General features: G+C 65.9%; 16 protein-coding genes. 7 read left to right on the forward strand and 9 right to left on the reverse strand.

Annotated features, from left to right (window positions below):
* The 4 genes from pcp to ACK4S9_RS00020 form a co-directional block, all read right to left on the reverse strand.
* A partial coding sequence (gene pcp, locus ACK4S9_RS00005; protein ID WP_409720009.1) for a pyroglutamyl-peptidase I occupies window positions 1-631 on the reverse strand: 631 nt, incomplete at its 3' end.
* Window positions 631-1,584 carry a DUF979 domain-containing protein gene (locus ACK4S9_RS00010; RefSeq protein ID WP_409720011.1) on the reverse strand — a complete coding sequence of 318 codons (954 nt, stop codon included), beginning with the start codon at window positions 1,582-1,584 and terminating at the stop codon, window positions 631-633. The genes pcp and ACK4S9_RS00010, both read right to left, overlap by 1 nt.
* Complete coding sequence (locus tag ACK4S9_RS00015) at window positions 1,581-2,279, reverse strand: DUF969 domain-containing protein (RefSeq protein WP_409720013.1); 699 nt, start codon at window positions 2,277-2,279, stop codon at window positions 1,581-1,583. Before ACK4S9_RS00015 ends, ACK4S9_RS00010 begins: the two co-directional genes overlap by 4 nt.
* 66 nt (window positions 2,280-2,345) lie before the next feature.
* A complete protein-coding gene (locus ACK4S9_RS00020; protein ID WP_409720015.1) occupies window positions 2,346-2,648 on the reverse strand; it encodes a YciI-like protein in 303 nt (100 codons plus the stop codon).
* Window positions 2,649-2,783: 135 nt separating this feature from the next.
* Here ACK4S9_RS00020 and ACK4S9_RS00025 point away from each other — a divergent pair, with 135 nt between their 5' ends.
* From ACK4S9_RS00025 to ACK4S9_RS00055, 7 genes are all read left to right on the forward strand, one after another.
* Window positions 2,784-3,317: a DUF2231 domain-containing protein gene (locus ACK4S9_RS00025; protein WP_409720017.1), complete on the forward strand. Its 534-nt coding sequence runs from the start codon at window positions 2,784-2,786 to the stop codon at window positions 3,315-3,317.
* Between the two features lie 133 nt (window positions 3,318-3,450).
* Window positions 3,451-4,416: an alpha/beta hydrolase gene (locus ACK4S9_RS00030; RefSeq protein WP_409720019.1), complete on the forward strand. Its 966-nt coding sequence runs from the start codon at window positions 3,451-3,453 to the stop codon at window positions 4,414-4,416.
* 400 nt (window positions 4,417-4,816) lie between these two features.
* Entirely contained in the window at window positions 4,817-5,827 is a 1,011-nt protein-coding gene (locus ACK4S9_RS00035) for a BMP family protein (RefSeq protein WP_409720021.1), read from the forward strand.
* A 95-nt stretch (window positions 5,828-5,922) separates the two neighbouring features.
* Window positions 5,923-7,452, forward strand: a complete 1,530-nt coding sequence (locus tag ACK4S9_RS00040; protein WP_409720023.1) for an ABC transporter ATP-binding protein — start codon at window positions 5,923-5,925, stop codon at window positions 7,450-7,452.
* A 15-nt stretch (window positions 7,453-7,467) separates the two neighbouring features.
* The gene (locus ACK4S9_RS00045; protein WP_409720025.1) at window positions 7,468-8,559 is read left to right on the forward strand and encodes an ABC transporter permease; all 1,092 of its coding nucleotides are present in this window, start codon (window positions 7,468-7,470) and stop codon (window positions 8,557-8,559) included.
* 3 nt (window positions 8,560-8,562) lie between these two features.
* Window positions 8,563-9,528: an ABC transporter permease gene (locus tag ACK4S9_RS00050; RefSeq protein WP_409720027.1), complete on the forward strand. Its 966-nt coding sequence runs from the start codon at window positions 8,563-8,565 to the stop codon at window positions 9,526-9,528.
* 204 nt (window positions 9,529-9,732) lie between these two features.
* Window positions 9,733-10,080, forward strand: coding sequence for a hypothetical protein (locus ACK4S9_RS00055; protein WP_409720029.1), 348 nt, complete (start codon window positions 9,733-9,735; stop codon window positions 10,078-10,080).
* Between the two features lie 80 nt (window positions 10,081-10,160).
* Here ACK4S9_RS00055 and ACK4S9_RS00060 read toward each other — a convergent pair whose 3' ends face one another.
* The 5 genes from ACK4S9_RS00060 to ACK4S9_RS00080 all read right to left on the reverse strand — a co-directional run bounded on the left by ACK4S9_RS00060 (window position 10,161) and on the right by ACK4S9_RS00080 (window position 19,706).
* Complete coding sequence (locus ACK4S9_RS00060) at window positions 10,161-11,018, reverse strand: MipA/OmpV family protein (RefSeq protein ID WP_409720031.1); 858 nt, start codon at window positions 11,016-11,018, stop codon at window positions 10,161-10,163.
* A gap of 100 nt (window positions 11,019-11,118) precedes the next feature.
* Window positions 11,119-13,152, reverse strand: a complete 2,034-nt coding sequence (locus tag ACK4S9_RS00065; protein ID WP_409720033.1) for a diguanylate cyclase — start codon at window positions 13,150-13,152, stop codon at window positions 11,119-11,121.
* A gap of 189 nt (window positions 13,153-13,341) precedes the next feature.
* Window positions 13,342-14,403 (reverse strand): S1/P1 nuclease, encoded by a 1,062-nt coding sequence (locus ACK4S9_RS00070; RefSeq protein WP_409720035.1) that lies wholly within the window; start codon window positions 14,401-14,403, stop codon window positions 13,342-13,344.
* 26 nt (window positions 14,404-14,429) lie between these two features.
* The gene (locus ACK4S9_RS00075; protein WP_409720037.1) at window positions 14,430-16,124 is read right to left on the reverse strand and encodes a bifunctional metallophosphatase/5'-nucleotidase; all 1,695 of its coding nucleotides are present in this window, start codon (window positions 16,122-16,124) and stop codon (window positions 14,430-14,432) included.
* A gap of 171 nt (window positions 16,125-16,295) precedes the next feature.
* A complete protein-coding gene (locus ACK4S9_RS00080) occupies window positions 16,296-19,706 on the reverse strand; it encodes a TonB-dependent receptor domain-containing protein (RefSeq protein ID WP_409720039.1) in 3,411 nt (1,136 codons plus the stop codon).
* Window positions 19,707-19,801: the final 95 nt, after the last annotated feature.

Genomic DNA, 19,801 nt, shown 5'->3' on the forward strand with positions numbered 1-19,801 from the left:
CGCCGACGTGCGCCACGTCGCGTTCCACGTTCACGGCCGTGTCGACCGCCGTCATGATGCCCAGGATGATGTCGTCCAGCGCCATCGAGGGCGGATCGTCCTGCCGCTCTTCGGCCTGCTCCGGCAGGAAGGGCACGTGGATGAAGCCCGCCTTGGCCGGCTTGCCGGCCAGATGGTGCATCAAGCCATAGAACACGTGGTTGCACACGAAGGTGCCGGCGGTTTGTGATACGCCCGCAATCAAGCCCTTGGCGCGCATTGCCGCCACCATCGCCTTGATCGGCAGCGTGCTGAAGTAGGCTGCCGGCCCGTCCTCGACGACCGGGCGGTCCACCGGCTGGCGGCCGGCGTTGTCGAGGATGGACGCGTCGTCGACGTTGATCGCCACCCGCTCCACCGAGATCTCGGCGCGCCCGCCGGCCTGGCCGACGGCGATCACGATGTCCGGATGCAGTTCGTCCACCATCGCGGCGAGAAGCCGGTTGGCCTCGCCGAACACGCAGGGCAGCTGGCGCACCTCGACGCGAAAGCCCGCCCCGCTCCAGCCATCCAGTGCGCGCACGGCCTCCCAGGCCGGGTTGATGCTCGCCTTGTTGAACGGCTCGAAGCCGGTAAGCAGTACGGTCTTGATCATCGGTTCATCAGGAAGTACAGGAGGAAGATGTTGGCCGCCAGCAGGGGCAGCGCCGTCGGAACCTGGGCCCGGATGACGGCGTTCTTGTCGGGCAGGTCGAGCAGCGCGGCCGGCACGATGTTGAAGTTCGCCGCCATCGGCGTCATCAATGTACCGCAATACGCGCTGAACATGCCGATCGCCGCCATCACCGCCGGGTTGGCGCCGTACACGCCGACCAGCACCGGAATGCCGACCCCGCCCGCCATTACCGGGAAGGCGGCGAAGCCGTTGCCCATCACGATCGTGAACAGGGCCATGCCGATGCAGAACACCGCCACCGCGACGAAGCGCGAATCCATGTCGATATACGAGGTCGTCACGTGGGCCACCGCCTTGCCCACGCCGGCCTCGGTGAACAGCAGGCCCAGCACGGCCAGCATGTGCGGCAGCACGAAGGCCCAGCCGATCGCATCGACCAGGCGGCGCGCCTCGCGCACGCCCTGCAGCGGCGTGGCGCGCGTCAGCCAGCAGGCCGCGCCCAGCGCCAGCAGCGCGGCGACGCCCAGGGCGGCCAGGGTCAGGTGCTTGGGATCGAGCAGCGGCAGGCCGCCCACCTGCACGCCTGAGAACACGGTGGCGCCGAGCATGGTCACCAGCGGCAAGACCAGGGCCGGGATGAACAGCCGGTTGCCGAGGCGGGAACTGATGGCGCGGCGCTGCGCTTCCGGCACCACCTCGGGCTTGCCTCCGAGGACGCCCTTGAAGCCCGCCAGCAGCGCCATCAGGATCATCAAGGCCCCGACCAGGGCTGGCGGCAAGCGTTCGCCGGCCAGGTAGAGCAAGGCGTACAGGCCCCAGAACAGCGCGGTCGTGAAGCGCCGCGGGTTGCTGCGGTCACGCAGGTTCATCAGGGCCACGGCCAGGAACAGCAGGCCGGCCACGACGTAGAACAGCTCGAGCGTGATCATGCCTTCCCCGCTCCCATCGCGCGCACAATGTACGCATCGAGCCGGCGCAGGTTCCAGGCATGGATGACGAAGGCGGTGACGGCGGTCGGGATGCCCCACAGCGCGATGTGCAGCGGGTTCACCGCGATGCCCTCGGCGTTCAGGATGGTCTGCATCAGCACGATCGCGCCGAAGGCCACGAAAATGTCTTCGCCGAAGAACAGGCCGACGTTGTCGGTGGCGGCGGACATGGCGCGGATGCGGTGGCGCAGGGGGTCGGGCAAGTTGCCGAAGCGCGTTTCGGCCGCGGCTTCGGCCATCGGCGCCACCAGCGGGCGCACCATCGAGGCGTGTCCGCCCAGGCTGGTCAGGCCGGCGGCGGCCGAGGTCTCGCGCGCGAACAGATAGACGATCAGGAGGCGCCCCGCGGTGGCCGAGCGCACCTTCGCGATGACGGCCTGGGCGCGCTCGCGCAGGCCGGCGCGCTCCAGCAGGCCGATGGCCGCCAGCGGCAGCAGCAGGATCAGCGGCAGGTTGCGGGTCTTGACGAAGGCCGTGCCGAGCGAGGCGAGAATGCTTTCCACCGGCATCGCGGCGGCCAGCCCGGTGACGCCGCAGGCGGCCACCACCACCAGCACGGGATGCGCGCGCAGCAGGAACCCGGCGACGATGACCGCGACGCCGAGCAGCGGCCACAGGTTGACGGCAGTATGCATGAACTCTCCGGCTCAGTTGAAAGCCGGGCAATGTTACCTGTTCATTGCAAATCTGCCAGCAAGAATCTAGCTGGGGTGGACGGGGGTGAAAGCCTCGTCGCCGATCACGGTGTTCCACTGGCGCACGTGGAAGGCGCGCACCAGGCCATGGGTGACGTAAGGGTCCCTGGCGGCGAACAGCTGGACCGGCTCCGGGCTGTCGCAGCTGAACATCAGCACCGCGCGGTCGGCGGGATTGGCCAGCGCGCCGGCGAGCACCAGCTCGCCACGCCGCTGCGCTTCCCAGGCCAGCTTCAGGTGCTCGTCGCGGAATTCGGCGCGCCGTTCCAGATAGTCGGGAGCGAGGTCATACATGAGCAGGTAGTGCACGGGGTCTCCGAATGGGTTGGCGAATGCCGGAACGGTCGATCTTACTCGAACATCCGGACATCCCCAACCGTGCGTGCCCCTCCCCCACCCTATGCCACACTTGAACCCGACAGCAACCACCGCCAGGAGTACGCCATGAACAAGATCACCATCGCCGGCCAACCTCTGCACTCGATCCTGGGCGCGGCGCCGGCCGTCCTCATTCCCTTCGGTTTCATCCTCGACGCCATGCACAGCGCCACCGGCGACGAAGACTACGCCAAGGCCTCCTACATCAGCATGGGGGCCGGCATCGTCGGCGGCCTGGCGGCCAGCGCCGCCGGCGTAGCCGACTACGTGGCCGACAAGCCGCAGGGCGACGCCAAGCACGAAGGCCAGCTGCATGCCGCCCTCACCGGCGCCGCCCTGCTGGTGGGCGCCGCCAACCTGGTGCTGCGCCGCCAGGGCAGCCATGCCCGGGGCGGCTCGCTGGCCCTGACGGCCCTGTCGGCCGCCGGCGTGCTGGCCTCGGAATACCTGGGCAGGCGCATGGGCGGCGACAGCGATACCGGCGAGCATGCCGAAGCGGGCGTGCACGCCGACGGACAGGACGTGCGCATCGACCATCGCGCGCCCGACGTCGAACAATACGTCGCCGCCGGCCCTTCGTCGCGGCACGCACCGGAATGAAGACCCGAGGGGCTGGGGGCTCCTCCGACTTGCTGTTGTAATAACCCAACTGTTCCGCTACGCGTCCATGTTGCGTTCTACTTAGCGAAGTGCCGCACAGAACAAATTTTAGCGGCAGGGGTAGACTGGCAGCATGGACACTTCAAAGAAAATGGCGGCGGGGATCACGGGATTTGCCAGTTTTTTATGGCTGACCCTGACCGCCGCCGTCGCGGCCAACCAGCGCCGCCTGGTGTTCAATCCCTGCATCACCCCCGAATGCGAAAGCCCGCGCAGCACCGGACACCGCACCCGTCCGGTCGTCCTGCGCGCCAAGGACGGCACGCGCCTGTGCGGCTGGCTGCTCACCCCCCTGGTTCCCGGCCCGCGTCCCGCGGTGATGTACTTCGGCGGCCGTTCCGAGGAAGTGTCCTGGGTCGCGCGCGACGCCGGCAAGCTGTTCCCCGGCATGACCGTGCTGGCCATGAACTACCGCGGCTACGGCCAGTCGCATGGCGTGCCGGCCGAGATCCACATGATCGACGACGGCTGCACCCTGTTCGACTGGCTCGCCGAACTCGGTCAGGTGGATGCCTCGCGCATCGCCCTGGTCGGCCGCAGCCTGGGTTCGGGGGTGGCGGTGCAGGTGGCGAAGGAACGCCCGGTGCACTCGGTCGTCCTGATCACGCCCTACGATTCCATCCTGGCCATCGCCAAGCGGCGCTTTCGCGTGATGCCGATCGAATACATGCTGCGCCACCGCTTCGAGTCGATCAAGTACGCGCCTTCGCTCAAGGCGCCTACCTACGTCCTGCGCGCCTTCGACGACGACGTGGTGCCGCACTCGCACACCGACCAGCTGGTGGGCAAGCTGGCGACGCTGGTGGCCGACGACACCGTGCCCGGCTCGGACCACATGAACATCCCCTACCTGGAAGCGACCCAGGCCCTGATCGCCAGCTTCCTCACGCGCCAGTTCGCCAAGCCGGCCGCCCTTCCCCAGCTTCCGGCCGCCGCGCCAGGCGCCGCGCAAGCCCCACTCGCGCAGGTCGAAGTCGGCCACGAAGTCGGCCCGGAACCGGCGTTGGCCGCCGACACGATGAGCGCCATAGCAAAATAATTGCTGAATATTGTCAGCAGTTATATTTCCTTGGAATAAATTGCCAAGTAAAATCGTATTTGTCATCAATATGTCGCATGATGCATATTTGACAGGCTGAGCTGCGTACATCCAGATTTCCCTTACATGCGCGGCCTCGCGGCGGATTGTCGGCTCCAGGCCTGTCGTGGCGCGCTGTATTGCTGTTGCAGATGAGCTACAAGTCGCTTTACCGACGTTCAGCACTGTCGAGAGAAATACACCGCGATACAAATCGTAACGACATCCGCAGCGTGCGGCTGACACAATGCGCTTCGCATTGCCGGCCCCGACGGCGCCGTTGGCGATGCAGCTTGCGCAGCCCGTTCCAGTCCACCTGTTGGGCCGGGTACAATATCGAAATTCCCCAGGAGCCTCATTCATGAAACTCAAGCAACTCACCATGACCATTGCGGCGCTGTGCGTCGCCGGCAGCGCAAGCATGGCAACTGCAGCGCCGGCAGCACCGAAGCTCGGCATGGTCTACGATGCGGGCGGCAAGTTCGACAAATCGTTCAACCAGTCGGCCTTCGAGGGCCTGCAGCGCTTTACCAAGGAGACCGGCATCAAGGTCTTCGAAGTGCAGGCCAACAGCGATACCCAGGCCGAGCAGGTGATGCGCGGCCTCGCGCGCAAAAAGGTCGACATGATCGCGGCGATCGGCTTCTCGCAGACCCAGGCGGTCCAGAAGGTCGCCAAGGAATTCCCGAACGTACGCTTCGTGCTGGTCGACAGCGTCGCGCAGGGTAACAACATCAATTCGGTGATGTTCAAGGAACAGGAAGGCTCCTACCTGGTCGGCGTCGCCGCCGCCATGGCCTCGAAGTCGAAGAAACTGGGCTTCGTCGGCGGCATGGACATCCCGCTGATCCGCGCCTTCGCCTGCGGCTACGCCCAGGGCGCCAAGGCGCAGTTCCCGAAAATCGAGATCATGCAGAACATGGTCGGCACCACCGCCGCGGCCTGGAACGATCCGGCCAAGGGCGGCGAGCTGGCGCGCGCGCAATTCGACCGCGGCGCCGACGTGGTGTTCGCGGTGGCCGGCGGCAGCGGCATGGGCGCCCTGCAGATGGCCAAGACCAAGGGCAAGCTGGCGATCGGCGTCGACTCGAACCAGAACTACCTGCACCCGGGCTCGATGCTGACCTCGATGGTCAAGCGCGTGGACATCGCCGTCTACGATTCCTTCATGGCGCAGAAGAACGGCACCTGGAAGCCGGGCGTCACCTACAAGGGCCTGAAGGAAGGCGGCGTGGACTGGGTCCTGGACAAGGACAACCGCGCGGTCGTCTCGCCGGAGATGGAAAAGCGCGTCAACGCCGTGCGCACCGACATCATCAACGGCAAGATCAAGGTCATCGACTACCGCGCCGCAGGCAGCTGCCCGGTCTGATCGTCCCCCTTCCCGAGACAAGCGCGCCGCGCCGGTGTACCCGGCCCGGCGCGCTTTTGAATGAATGAAGTCTTCACTTTTACATCTAGATCGCAATGCAGCCAGCCGTAGAATTTCGCAACATTAGCAAGGCCTTCGGGGCCGTGCAGGCGAACGCTGACGTCAGCTTCTCGATCGCCAAAGGCTCGATCCACGGCGTGATCGGCGAGAATGGCGCGGGCAAGTCCACCCTCATGAGCATCCTGTACGGCTACTACCATGCTGACAGCGGCCAGCTCGTGATCAACGGCCAGGAGCGCCAGATCCGCTCGTCCCTCGAGGCGATCGACCTGGGCATCGGCATGGTCCACCAGCACTTCATGCTGGTCGAGAACATGACCGTGCTCGACAACGTCATGCTGGGCACCGAGGGCGGATTCAAGCTGGCTGCCAAGCGCAAGGAAACGGAAAGGGAGCTGCGTGAAATCTGCGCCCGCTACCGCCTCGACGTCGACCCGCTCGCCACCATCCACGACCTGTCGGTGGGCGCGCAGCAGCGCGTCGAGATCCTCAAGCAGATCTACCGCAGCGCCGAGATCCTGATCCTGGACGAGCCGACCGCCGTCCTCACCGCCCAGGAGACCGCCTCGCTGTTCGAGATCCTGCGGCTGTTCAAGGAACAGGGCAAGACCATCATCCTGATCACCCACAAGCTGGGCGAGATCATGGAGATCACCGACCAGGTGACGGTGATGCGCGCGGGCCGCGTGGCCGGCGCCGTCGCCACGAAAAACACCTCGAAAGAACAGCTGGCCAACATGATGGTCGGCCGCCCGATCGAAGGCAACCTGCCGCGCAAGCCCTTCAATCCAGGCGCGCCGGTGCTCAAGGTCTCGAACCTGCAGCTGCAGGACAAGAACAAGGTCAAGCTGCTGTCCGACATCGACCTGACCGTGCGCGCCGGCGAGATCGTGGCGATTGCCGGCGTGTCGGGCAACGGCCAGAGCGAACTGATGGAGATCCTGTCGGGCATGCGCCTGCCGAGCTCCGGTAAAGTCGAGTTTCTCGGCAAGGAACTGCCCTACGCCGGCCGCTCCAACGCCGACGGCCTGCCCGCCGCCTTCCGCGAACTGGGCATCGGACACGTGCCGGAAGACCGCCTGCGCGACGGCGTCATCAAGGACTTCTCGGTCATGCAGAACACCGTGTTCGGCTACCAGGACCGGGTCAGGAACAAACTGGGCCTGTTCGACTTCGAGGCCATCGCCAGGCGCTGCGCGCACTTGCTGGAAGCCTTCGACGTGCGCCCCAAGAACCCGGACCTGCGCATCGGCCTGCTTTCCGGCGGCAACCAGCAGAAGGTCGTGATCGCGCGCGAAGTGTCGGCCAGCCCGAAGCTGATGCTGGTCGGCCAGCCGACCCGCGGCGTCGACATCGGCACCATCGAGAGCATCCACACCCAGCTGCTGCGCCTGCGCGACGAGGGCGTGGCGATCCTCCTGGTGTCGACCGAGCTGGAAGAAGTGCGCGCGCTGGCCGACCGCATCGTGGTCGTATCAAGCGGCCGCGTCACCGGCGAACTGAACATCGACGAATTCGACACGACCCGCATCGGCCTGCTGATGGGCGGGATGCACAAGCATTAAGAGCTGAACAAGCCAATGAAAACGACTGAACTCCCACGCTGGGCCTCGGGCTTCGTCCTGCCAGTCCTGAACCTGCTCTCCGCCTTGCTGGTGGCCGCGCTGGTAATCCACCTGCTGGGCGAAAGCCCGGTCGAATCGCTGCAGATCCTGGTCAACAGCGCCGTCATCAATCCGGAGGGCCTGAGCTACACCCTGTTCTACGCCTCCACCTTCGTGTTCACCGGCCTGGCGGTCTCGGTGGCGATGAAGGCCGGCCTGTTCAACATCGGCGCCGAAGGCCAGATGTACCTGGGCGGCCTGGGGCTGACCCTGGCCATGCTCGCTTTTGATGCCTCGCTCTCGCCCTGGCTCCTGATCCCGCTGGCGATGCTTGCCAGCGCCGTATTCGGGGCCGGTTGGGCCTTCCTGCCAGGCTACCTGCAGGCCAAGCGCGGCAGCCACGTGGTGGTCACGACCATCATGTTCAACTTCATCGCCGCCAGCCTGATGAACTTCCTGATCCTCAAGCTGATCCCCGAGGGCGACCAGAACCCGGCCAGCCGCGTGTTCTCGGAAGCCGCGTGGATGCCGCGCCTGGGCGAGTGGTTCCCGGTGCTGGGCGACACCCCGCTGAACATCGGCTTCTTCCTGGCGATCCTGGCCCTGGCCATCTATTGGGTGATGATGACGCGCTCGCCCTGGGGCTACAAGCTGCAGGCCACGGGCCTGAACCAGCACGCGGCCCACTATGCCGGCGTGCGCATCAGCCGCATGATCATCGTGGCGATGCTGATCTCGGGCGCGCTGGCCGGCCTGGCCGCGGTCAACTCGATCCTCGGCTCGACCCATTACCTGAGCCTGAACTTCCCCGCCGGCGCCGGCTTCATCGGCATCGCGATCGCCCTGATGGGCCGCCAGCACCCGGTGGGCATCTTCCTGTCCGCGGTGCTGTTCGGCGCGCTGATCCAGGGCGGCTTCGACCTGTCGCTGGAAAAACCAAACATCCCGCAGGAGACCTTCATTTTCATCCAGGGACTGATCATCCTGTTCTGCGGCGCCATGGAGAACCTGTACGCGCCCGCCATCCTCAAACTGATTAACGCAACAAATAAGGCACGCAAGGGGTAAGCCATGGACGACTTCCAATTAGCCAGCATCGTCGTCACGATGATCCGCAGTGCGCCGGTCCTGATCTTCGCAGCCATGGCCGGCCTGTTCGCCGAACGCAGCGGCGTGATCGACCTCGGCCTCGAGGGCAAGATCCTCGCCTCCGCCTTCGTCTCGGCCGGCGTGGCCTACGCCTACCAGGACCCGTGGATCGGCATCGCCGCCGGCATCCTGGCGTCCAGCGTGCTGGCCCTGACCCAGGCCTTCGTGTCGATCACCCAGAAGGGCAACCAGCTGGTCGCGGGCATGGCGATCAACATCGCCATGAGCGGCCTGACCTTCGTGGTGGCCCAGTACTTCTTCCAGCAGGGCGGCCGCACGCCCGACCTGGGCGAAGCGCGCCTGACCGAGATCGTCCTGCCGGGCACCGCGCTAGTCTCCGACATCCCCTTCATCGGCTGGCTGTACGGCAGCGTGATCGGCGGCCACACCCTGCTGGTCTACCTGGCCTTCCTGCTGCTGCCGGTGGTGCACTGGGTGCTGTACCACAGCCGCTTCGGCCTGCGCCTGCGCGCCTGCGGCGAAAACCCGCATGCGGCCGACGCCGCCGGCATTTCGGTGCAGCGCACCCGCTACACCGCGATGCTGATCGCCGGCGTGCTGTGCTCCTTCTCCGGCGCCTACCTGTCGATCGTCCAGAGCGGCTTCTTCCTGCGCGACATGTCGGCCGGCGCCGGCTACCTGGCGCTGACGGCGATGGTGTTCGGTAACTGGCGTCCGCTGCATACGGTGCTGGGTTGCCTGATGTTCGGCTTCTTCGGCGCGGTGCAGGTGCAGATCGAAGGCGTGGACCTGCCGGTGGTGGGCCGCATCCCGGGCGCGCTGATCCAGATGATTCCATATGTGCTGACCGTGATCGTGCTGGCCGGGCTGATGGCCAAGTCCGTCGCGCCCAAGGCGCTGGGCAAACCTTTCGTCAAGTCGCGCTAAGCGCTCACACGCCGTACAACAATGGCCTGCATTTCTGCAGGCCATTTTTTTTGCGCCTAGACACCGCTTGTTGCACAGTTTGTTAGCAAATGTGACCAGCGTAAGGCTTTGTAAAGCTCGTCAACAAGCCTCATCCGCGGCCCGTTAGATGCCTAGGTGACACGATAAACGTACGCCAGAAACCGAACCAGAAAGGATTTATCCATGAAGAAGACCATTGCTACCCTGATCGTCGCTCTGTCCGCTGCCTCGGCCTACGCCCAGACCACCACCCCGGCAACCCCGGCCACTCCGGCAACCCCGGCAACCGCCGCCACCCCGGCCATGCCGACCACCCCGGCCACCGAAACCTCGGCCACCACGGATTCGTCGGCCACCGCCGGCGGCACCGGCAGCACCGCCGCCACCGCGGCTTCGCCGGCAACTCCGGCCACGCCCGCAACGCCGGCGACTCCGGCATCGGCAGCCGACAAGACCGAGAAGGCCGACGCCAAGATGGACAAGCAGGACAAGAAGGCCAAGCACAAGGACAGCAAGGACGCTTCCAAGTAATCGAGCCCTCCCCGGGCCGGCCTTGCGCCGTCCGGGATGCACACAGCCGCGCGGCCCCGCGCGGCTGTGTGCTTTTCGGCTTACAGGCTCGGATCGACCGTATCCGCCCCACGGGCGCGCGCCGCCGAGCGCTTGAACGTCCACAACACGCCTATCCCGCCCGATACGCCGCCGTCCTTCACGTGCAGCGGACTGTCGCGGTTCGCCGTCCCCTTGTAACTCTCGAAACGCAGGTAGCCGAACAGGCGCACGTCCTCGTTGAGGTAGCGCGAGCCGAACAGGCCCAGGCGCGTGAGCAGCAGGCCGGAGTCGGCGGCATACGCGGGCCGCGTGGCCGTCGCATACTGCGGCGCGACTTCGTAGAAGTGGCGGTTGATCCGGCGGTCGCCCAGCACCGCCGACAGGTTGGCCTCGAAGGTCCAGCGCCTGCGTTCCCCGGCCATTTCATAGGCCAGGCGCGGCTCGAACGTATAACCGCGCCCATGCAGGCCGCCGCGCGCCTCGATCACGGCGCGCAGCGGCAACTCCAGGCGCAGGCGCCGATGCTTGCCCAGGTCCGCCAGGCGCAGTTTCAGGCGCGGACCGAATTCCACCAGCGGACCGAGGTCGGGCATGCCCGCGCGTTCGTCCACGTCGTCCGAATCGGAAGGCAGGGCGCCGGCGAAGCCGACGTCGAGCTCGGCCCGGTCGGAACTGAACAGGCGCGCATTGATGCCGGAACGGTCGGCGCGCAGGATCTCGCCGCGGTAGATCACGCTCGGGACGACCAGCACGCGCGACTCGCGCTCGTCGGAACCCGGGTAGGACGGCGTGGACAGGGCGGCCGCGCCGAGGCCGATTTCCCACAGGGGGAGAGTGCGTTCGGCGTCGCCCTGGGCGGAGGCAGCCAGTGGGAGGATAAAGCAGGCGGCGCAGGCGGCCTTGATGAGTGTGGTCATGGGTCTTGGCTCGGTCGGTAGTGTGCGCATTCTAGCGGCAAGCGATGCAGGGGCGCGCTGTTCATGTCAAGGACGCAGGCCCCGCCGCCGGGCGCCACTGTCATGCCGGTCCCGATACCACCTGAAGTGCGGCATTTCCAGCCTCGGCGGCGCCTGCCAGGTCTGCAAGCACTGTCGCAGGACCGGATCCCTCCTGCAAGCGCATGAAACAGGTCGCACGGTTGCGGCCGCCGGTCTTGGACATGTAGAGCGCAAGGTCGGCCACATGCAGTGCATCGGTCCATTTTTGTGCCGGCCACGCCGGCCAGGCAATGGCGCCAGCGGATGCACGTACGGGAATCGCCCGGCCGTCGTGCAGCACCGGCTCACGGCCGAGCGCTTCCAGTGCTTTGGCCGCAATGACCGGCAACCCGTCGGCCACCGTTCCCGGCAACACCAGTACGAACTCCTCGCCTCCCCACCGCACCACCGCATCCTGGTCGCGCACCAGGGCGCTGAGACGCGCCGCAACCGCTTTCAGCACTTCATCGCCGGCAGCATGCCCGTACGAATCGTTGATACGCTTGAAATGGTCCACGTCGAGCAGGATGAGCCCGACCGCGGCCTGGTGATCGCGGTTGCGGGTGCGCCCCTGAATGACAGCCTCCTGTTGCGCCATCAGCTGCTCGAAGTGGCGGCGATTGAATACACCGGTGAGCGGGTCGTGCACGGATTGCGAGGCCAGCGCGGCATTGTCGACCACGAGCGCCTGGTTGCGACGGCGTACCACACGCAGCCACTGCACCAGCAGCGCGGCGGACAAGAGCAAGACTACCGCGACTGCGGCCCACAAGCGCTGCTGCCAGGCGCGCGCCGCCACCTCGGCTTCGGCGCGCGCGTTCGAGAGCGACAGGCGTTCGATCTCACGCGTTTTGCGTTCAGTCGAAAATCGTTCCTGCAGTGCGAGGATCGCCTTTTCGCGCTCGGCCGACGTCACCTCGCCGGACAGCGCCACCACGCGGCGCAGCACGGCCAAGGCTTCGCGATAGCGGCCGGCGCGTTCGAGCACGTTCACTTGTTCCGAAAGCAGGTCAAGGACCTCCCGCCGCCCTCCTGCCCGCTCTGCCGTTTCCATGCCGAGTTTCATCAGGGCCAGGCCGTCATCGACACGACCACTGCGCGCCAGGGCGCTGCCGCGGTTGCTGATGGAGAAGGCAAGGCCGATTTCGTCGCCCTCCTGGCGCGCAAGGCGTTCCGCGGCAAGCGCATGCTGAATCGCCTGCGCGTATTCGCCCCGATGGATGTGATAGGCCGAGAGATTCGACCGCGCGATTTGTTCGAGGACGCCGGTACCCGCCATGCCATCCGTGATGCGCAACACCTCGCGCAAGGCCTGGTATTCCTTGTCTTCCTGCTTTTGGCTGCCGTGGACATAACTCTGGTTGATGCGGGCCTGCGCCATCGCATAGCGAAAACCGATACGCTCGGCAAGCGCATAGCTGTCCTGCATGACCCGCAGCGCGCTCGTCATGTCTGCGCGCGCCAGGTGGACGCGCACCAGCACATTCATCAAGCGCGCCTCGGCGGCCGGCAGGCGGGCGCGTTCCGCCGTCTCCACTGCCCGCAAGCCCAGCCGCAACGCCAGTTCGTCCTCGTCGAGCAGCGCATGGCCGCGCGCCAGCATACCAAGCCGCTCGGCCTCGAAGCGCAAGTCCCCCGGCTGGCCCAGCGCTGCGAGCTGCGCGAGCAAGGGCTGGATGGCGGCGCGATCCTTGTTCATATCCGCCTGCCCGACCCGCAGCAGCAGCAGGTAAGCGCCGCAAGGAGCGCAGTCTCCTGTGTCCGCCAGGCGCTTCAGTTGCGCGAGGGCGGTCTCGAGTTCCTGTTTGCGCCCTCCATGCACGGCCAGAAGTGCAAGGGCGACCTGGTAGCGAAGCTGCTGGTCGGCGGGAGCGTCGCGCCCTGGACGGTCCATCGCCGACTGCAGGCGTTCGATAGCCAGCAGCGGCGAGGAGTAGCCATGCCGGTCGATATCCTCGAGGATCGATGCCAGCGGCTCCGCCGCCGCAGCCAGTCCGGCCATTGCCCACAGCAGCGCCGCCAGCAGCATGCGCCCGAGCGGCGGCTGGCGCCGCCGGTTGTGCGTGTCGGGCATTGGATCGGAAGGAAGACCAGGCATGGTTGCTGGAAAGCGTCGATGGTGGTCCATTCTACCGAATGGAAGAGCAAGGAGGCCAGCCCGGCAGGCGATGCCGCCTATCGCTGCCGCAACGGCCGGCAACTGGAACGCCTCGGCGGCCGGCCTGCTGCCTGCGACGCCTTCAACCGGCCTTGGCCTGGCTGCTTACGTCTTTTCCGGATAAATCGCCTGCAGCAGCGCCGCCAGGTTGTATCCACCCCGGATCAGCTGCTGCTTGGCGATCTCCGAGCTCGGCACCGGGTAGTTGGCCGGCACTTCCAGCGCGAAGGTGGTGTAGGTCTCGCCCTTCCTGCCGGTCTGCGGCGTCAGCTTGCCCGGGGTAACGCCCTCGAAGGCCTGCTTGGCCACGTACAGCGAATGGTTGGCCCAGGCATAAGGCGCGGTGATCGGGTCGCCCTCGATCAGTGGAAGCTGCGTCTTGCCGCCGACGACCTTGTCGGCGAACTGCGCGGGCGTCCTGGTCTGCAGGCGGCGGAACGCGTAGTCGACCGTGGTGCTGTCCCAGTACGAGTGGAAGGGACGGGTCAGCGCCTTCGGTGCGCCTTCCTTCACTGCTACCGGCTCGCCTGGCGGAATCGCGCGCGCCGCCAGCTCGGCCAGCCTTGCATCGTCCAGCAGCAGGTTGTTGCTGCCGCGGGTGTCGAAGATCGCCGTTTCGTTGACTTCTTCCTGGGTTCTCGGGGCGACGAACTTGCCGTCCTTGCCGACATAGGCCGCGCCCACGTGCAGCGGCTGGTGGATGTCGCCGGCGAAGTGGGTCAGCAGGATCAGGGCCTGGCGCTTGGTGAACTTGTGCGGGTTCAGTTCAGGGTCGGTCTTGCCCTGCAGGACCGCGATGCACTGGCGCAGGGTCTGCACGATGTCGACGCCGGTGCGGCCCACGCCGTGGTCGTCGTAATGGTCGTGCTGGAAGGGCACGTTGGTGTAGTGGTACTTGTCGTGCTGCGGGTTGCCGTTGACGTAGTCGATCATCTCCTGGGTCTGCTCGCCGCAGAACGTGCCCTTGACGCAGTCGGCCCAGTTGGCAACCAGTTCGAGCGATTCGCCCGGTTTCAGGAGCAGGGCGATTTCCTTCTGGGCCCTGGTGCCCTTGAGCAGCTTGTCGGCGATGGCGCCGATGGCCCTGTGGCCGTCACGGCCCCAGGCCGCGGCGTCGAAGGATGCGAAGGCGGTGGTCAGCGCCAGTACGCAGGCTAGTTTTTTCATGGTCATCCTTGGTTGAAACGGTCGGCTTATTGGACCTTGATGATGCGCGGCGCGGCGGGAGCCAGCGCGGCGCCCTCCCCTTCGATCGCGCGCAGGTGGTCGGTGAAGGCGTCGAGGTCGAGCAGGCCGGTCTCGAGGCGCTTGCTGCCCTTGCCGAATTCCGGGAAGTTGTCGCCGCCTTCGGCCAGGAAGTTATTGGCCACGATGCGGTAGGTCTTGCCGTCTTCCAGCGGCTTGCCGTTCAGGGTGATGGCGGTCACGCGGCTGCCCACCGGACGGCGCGCGTCCCAGGTATAGCTGAAGCCGTTCGACACCTGCAGCATCGAGCCCATCGAGCCGTCCTTGTTCCACTGGCGCTCGAGCAGGGCGCGGATCTGGGCGCCGCTCAGGTCCATCACCACCAGGGTATTCCCGAACGGGAGCACGGCCTGGGCCTGGCCGAAGGCGGCGATGTTGCCCTCGCCGGCTTCCAGGTCCTTGCGGATGCCGCCTTCGTTCATGAAGCCGATCACGGCGCCCACGTTGCGGGTGGCCGCCAGCACCGCGTCCGCGATCAGGCTGCCGAGCGGGGCTTCGCCGGCCTCGTTCTGCTTGCGCAGCACCGGCGCCGACGCCAGGCGCGCCACCGGGCGCGTCAATGCGGCGCGGCTGCTGTCCTTCAGCTGGGCCATGAAGGCGGCCATCTTCTCGTCGGCCGGATAGTCGCCTGCCTTCATCAGGACATTCTCGACCTTGATCTCGCCCACGCTGCCCGCGCCCTTCTGCACGCTCATGTGAATGCGGGTCAGGAGGTGGCCGTAGGACGAGGCCTGGGTCACGGTGCGGCCGTCGACCTTGCACAGGTAGCCCTGGTGGGTGTGGCCGGTGATGACCAGGCGGATCGACGGATCGAGCCGCCTGACGATGTCGACGATCGGTCCTTTCAGCTGCGAGCAGCCGGGTGTCATCGGATTTTCCGGCGTGCTGCCGCCCTGGTGGACCAGGGCCACGATCACGTCCGCGCCCTGGCGGCGCATGTCGGGAACGGCGCGGTTGATCGCCGCCGCCTCGTCGCCGAATTCCAGGCCGGCGATGCCCGAGGCCATCACGACCGAGCGGGTGTCTTCCAGCACCACGCCGACCAGGCCGACCTTGATGCCCTTGACCTCCTCGATCCGGAAGGCCGGGATGAAGGGCTTGCCGGTGGCCTTGTCGACCACGTTGGCGGCCAGGTAGGTGAATTTCGCGCCGCCATAGTTCCTGGCCATCTGGCAGGCCTTGGCCGGACGCGGCGAATCGCAGCCGCCGTTCTGCTGGCGCAGCAGTTCCTTGCGGCCGGCGTCGAATTCATGGTTGCCGACCGCAGAGACGCGCAGGTCCAGCATGTTCATCGCCTCGATGGTCGGCTCGTCGGCCCACAGCGAGGACATCGCCGGGCTGGCGCCGACCAGGTCGCCGCTCGATACGAACAGCAGGTCCTTGTCTTCCTTGCGCCAGGCCTGCAGCGCGGCGGCCACGGCCTCGGCGCCGCCGGCGCGAATGGCGGGCGCCTTGCTGCCGTCCGGATTGGCCGGGACGTAGCGGGAAGGCTCCAGGTTGCCGTGGAAGTCGTTCATGGCGACCAGGCTGATGGTCACCGGCTCACGGCTGGCGGTCGCGGCGCAGCCGGCCAGGGTCAGGGAAACGGCGAGGGCCAATGCGGCGCGCGCGAGTGGTGCCGGGGCACGCAGGGAAACGGTCATGGAATGTTCTCGATCAAGGAGGGAGGCGAGCTATGCCCTCCGCATTATCACATGGGGTCCCGGTCTTCAGCCATCTTTACGGGCCAGGAACGGGAGCCTTCAACCAATGAAAAACGGCCGGTGTCGCCACCGGCCGTTCTTACATCACAAGCATGGGTTCAAGCGTTCGGATCAGAACTCGTACTTGAAGGTTGCCTGGATGGCCCACTGCGATTCGCCCTTGGCCTGGCGGACGTTCAGGTCTTCCACGTTGTTACGCACTGCGTACACGTAGCGGCCCTGTGCATCCAGGCCGGCGTAGTCGACGAAGCTGCGCGCCTGCGCGCCGGCCGACTGGAAGCCCACTTCCTCGATACGGCCCCACTTCTTGTTCAGCAGGTTGCCGAAGTTGAGGATGTCGAGTGCGAAGCTGGCCTTGTGGCTCTTCGAGAAGCCCGGCAGTTCCTGGGTGATCTTCACGTCGAAGCTGTTGGTCCACGGCGAGAAGTCGCTGTTGCGGCCAACCACGCCGCCCTTCGCGTTGCGCAGGACTTCGTTGGCGTTCACGACCGCCCAGAAGCGCGCCTCGTTGCTCTTGTTGGTCGCGGTGTCGCCGTAGAACACGACTTCGCCCGAACCTTCGGCCGACGGGATGTACATCAGGTCGTTGCCTGCCAGGCCATCGCCGTTCAGGTCGTTGTTGATGGTCCAGCTGTACGGCTTGCCCTCGCGGCCTTCATAGAAGACGCCGAGACGGGTGCGGTAGTTGCCGAAGAAGCGCTTCTCCCACGACAGGCGGGCATTGATACGCTCTTTCACCAGGTAGGACGAGTTGGCGGCGACGTCCTCGTTCGGGTTGAAGACCGAACGGCCCGACCAGTTCGAGTTCGAGGTCGACGAGGTCAGCGGCGAGACTTCGGTCGCATTGGTGTGCGAATAGGCCACCGACCAGCCGAAGCCCTTGCGGGTCGGGCTCGTCAGCGAGAAGGTCACGACCTGGGCGTCGCCCTTGTCGGTGCCCTTGGCCAGCAGCACGTTGCCGTAGCTCAGGTTCGACAGCGCCTTGTTGGTGTTCTGGCAGCCGGTGACGTTGTTGATCGCGTTGTTGGTGAAGGTGTAGCAGTTCGCGCTCAGGCCGTTGGCGTTGTAGTACAGCTCGCGGCCATCCTTGCCGATACGGGTCGGTGCGCCCACGTTCAGGTTCTGGTAGTAGATCGCGTTCTTGTTCTGGGTCGCCAGCAGTTCGGCGCCGAACACCAGGCCGCCGACCGGCAGCTCATGCTCGAATGCCAGGTTGGCTTTCCAGATCGACGGCTGCTTCAGGTCCGGCGACAGGATGTCGACGTTGGCCGCCGGGGTCGAGCCGGTGACCGAACGCTGGGCGTTCACGTCAGGCGTGAACAGGCCGTCGGTGGACGGGCAGCGGGTTGCGGCCGAGCCGGAGCAGGTGATGGTGCGGGTGGCGACGCCCGGGTTCGAGAACGGGTTCGACATCCACACGGTCGCGGCCGCGCCCTGGAACAGGCCGGCGCCGCCGCGCAGCTGGGTCGGACGTGCCGAATCGAACTTGTAGTTGAAGCCGACACGCGGCTGCCACAGCTTCTGGCCGTCGAAGGTCTGGGTGTTGTCGACACCGTAGCCGCCGCTCTGGCGCAGGAAGGTGGCGGCGTTGCCGGCCACGGTCGGCGCCGCGACCGCCAGGTTCTGCAGCGGACGGTTGTTGACGGCGGTGTAGTCCACACGCACGCCGGCGCTGACGGTCAGGTTCTTGTTGACGGTCCAGTTATCCTGCAGGAACAGACCGGTGTTCTTCATCGTGAACTGGGCGATCGCATTGTTCAGCGAACCACCAGCCACCGGCAGCTGCACGGTGTACGAGGTCGGACGGCCGCGCGAGAAGTTCTCGAAGATGGCAGCGTCGATCTGGGCCGCGGTCGCGTTGGCGCAGTTGATCGAGCCGAAGGTGTAGCTGAAGTTGTTGTCGCAGGCGAAGGTGTAGTTGCCGAACACGTTCTGCAGGAAGGCGTTGTACACCTTGTTCTGCGTGTAGTCGGCGCCGACCTTGAATTCATGGTCGCCCCACAGGTAGTTGGCGCCGGCATAGATGTCCAGGGTCTTGGTGCCCAGCACGTTGTTATGGCGGCTCTGTTCGGTACCTGTGTTCAGGAAGCGGTTGCCGGTGCGGGTGCCTGCCGGCGCATCCGACGGCAGCGGGCCGCTGAACTGGAAGGACATGGTCGGCAGCTTCGATGCGGTGATCGGCTGCGAGTCATAGTCGCGGGTCGAGACCTTGAATTCGGTCGACAGGTTTTCGGTCCAGTCCGAGAACACCTGGCCGACCAGGGTTTCGATGGTCTTGTCCTGGTTGTAGAAGTAGGAGCTCAGGGCCACGCCGCTGTTCGAGAAGCCCGGGAAGATCGGCTCGTTCTGCGAGGTCTTCGAGTAACGCAGGTTGGCGCGGTGGTTGTCGTTGATGTTCCAGTCGAGCTTGAGCATGCGCTCTTCGACCTTCATCTTGGTGCCGGACGGGACGTCGGTGGTGCCGATGTCGAAGCCGTGGCGGCTTTGGGCGATGTCGCGGATGCGGTTGATCTGGTTCGGGCTGATGCCGATGGTGGTGCCGGTGCCGCTGCCGATGGCGCCGAATTCCGGACCGCTGCGGCTGCTTTCGTAGTTTTCAGCCAGGGCGAAGAAGAACAGCTTGTCCTGGATGATCGGACCGCTGAGCCACAGGCCCTTGGTGTTGTCCTTGAATTCCGGCGCGTCGGTGTATTGGTCGGTGGTCTGGTTGTAGCGCTTGCCGACCAGGCGGTCGTCGCGGGTCACGTAGTAGAGGCCGCCGTGGTACACGTTGGTGCCCGACTTGGTGACGGCGTTGACGTTGGCGCCGGTGTAGCCGCGCTGGGTCACGTCGTAGTTGGCGACGTTGACCTGCACCGAGGCGATGGCTTCCATCGAGATCGGCTGGCGGGCGGTCGGGCTGCCGTTGGCTTCCAGGCCGAAGGTGTCGTTGATCGCCACGCCGTCGATGGTCATCGAGTTGTAGCGCGAGTTCTGGCCCGCCACCGACATTTCGCCGCGTTCCTTGTCGGTCTGCGACACGCGCGGATCGAGACGCGCGAAGTCCTGCAGGTTGCGGTTGATCGACGCCTGGGTCTCCAGGTCGGCGCGCGAGATCGCGGTGACCGAACCCATCGCCTGGCTCGAGAAGATTTCCGAGCGCGCCGCCGAACCGGTCACGGTGACGGTCTGCATCGCCTGGCCCAGGGTCGCGTCGACGGCGGCGGTTTCGGCCAGGTCGACGAACACGCCTTCGCGGCGCTCGGTGACGCCGTCCTTGGTGATGATGATCGTGTAGGGACCGCCTACGCGCAGGCCGCGCGCAACGTAGCGGCCTTCCGCGTCGGTGGTGACGTTGCTGACAGAACCGGACTCGGTGTGAACAATCTGCACCTGGGCGCCGGCGGCCGGCTTGCCGTCAGCGGCCGAGATACGGCCACCGATGGCCGAGGTGGTGTTCTGTGCGAAGGCCGGCGTAGCAGCCAATGCAACAGACAAAGCCAGCGCCAGTTTGGTGAGCCGGATCTGTTGTTGAGTGATCATTGATAACCCCAAAAAGAACTTAATAGTTATAACGGGCAGCCGACGGTTGCCCTCTCTTACAAGTACTGCAATCTTTATGTTGCTGCTTGGTGCGC

The sequence above is a fragment of the Massilia sp. genome (genome assembly GCF_046293535.1).
Classification (GTDB): Bacteria; Pseudomonadota; Gammaproteobacteria; order Burkholderiales; family Burkholderiaceae_D; genus Telluria.